This window comes from Streptomyces sp. S6 (genome assembly GCF_054880855.1).
Genome location: NZ_JBTYMC010000707.1, coordinates 1 through 796, shown reverse-complemented (window position 1 = coordinate 796; position 796 = coordinate 1). Strand labels below are relative to the sequence as shown.

General features: G+C 75.4%; 1 protein-coding gene. It reads right to left on the bottom strand.

Annotated elements, in window-relative coordinates; all coding sequences use genetic code 11:
• Window positions 1-606: EboA domain-containing protein (locus ACVNF4_RS36610; RefSeq protein WP_461807120.1), on the bottom strand; the 606-nt coding region annotated here is incomplete at its 3' end.
• Window positions 607-796: the final 190 nt, after the last annotated feature.

The window sequence follows — 796 nt, the reverse complement described above, 5'->3', positions numbered from 1 at the left end:
GGCCGCGGCCTCCGGGCAGGTGCCGGCGAGGTCGCGGGCGCGGGCGGCGACGGACTTCGCGAGGGCGGTGTGCGCGCGGACCAGGGGCCAGACGTCGGCCGGTACGGTACGGCCCGCCGCGATGCGTTCGTGTGCGAAGTCGGCCAGCATGCGGGCGAGTTCACGGTCCGCCCGGGCGTCGAGGCCGTACAGCCGGTCCAGCGGGATGTCGGAGAAGGCGCACTTCAGCACGGCCTGCCGGTACTCCGCGTCCGGCAGCCGCGCCGCCGCGTACGCGCCGAGCGCCGCCTCGATCACGCTGTTGTCGTTGCCGCGCAGGGCTTCGCGGACGAGGGAGAGCGTGAGGTCGCCGAGGCGGTCTTCGGGGGTGGGGGTGAAAGGGGTGTGGCGGACTTCCGGGATGCCGGTGGGGGCGAAGGTGATGGGGGCAGCGGAACCAGTGGGCAGGTCGTACGGATCGAGGTCGTCCGAGCGGCCGGGGCTGTCCGAACCTCCGGTGCGGCCAAGGTCGTCGGGACCGTCCGAACTCCCTTTCCCAGCACCCGGATCCGCCTCCCCGCCCGTCCCCTCGTTGACCTCCTCCAGCAGCGGCAGCGCCCGCAGCACAGCCCGCTGTTCGGCCGGGCCGCTGTGCCGGTACAGCTCGGCCACCGCGTCCGCGAGGGCCGCGCCGCGCAGGGGCAGGGACGTGAGGAGGGCCGCGCGGACCGCCTCGTCGGTGTGCCAGTGCTCGGTCAGACGGGCCTGGCCGCACTGGCGGCGGGCGGCGGGGAACAGCGCACGGATCGCGGCGGGG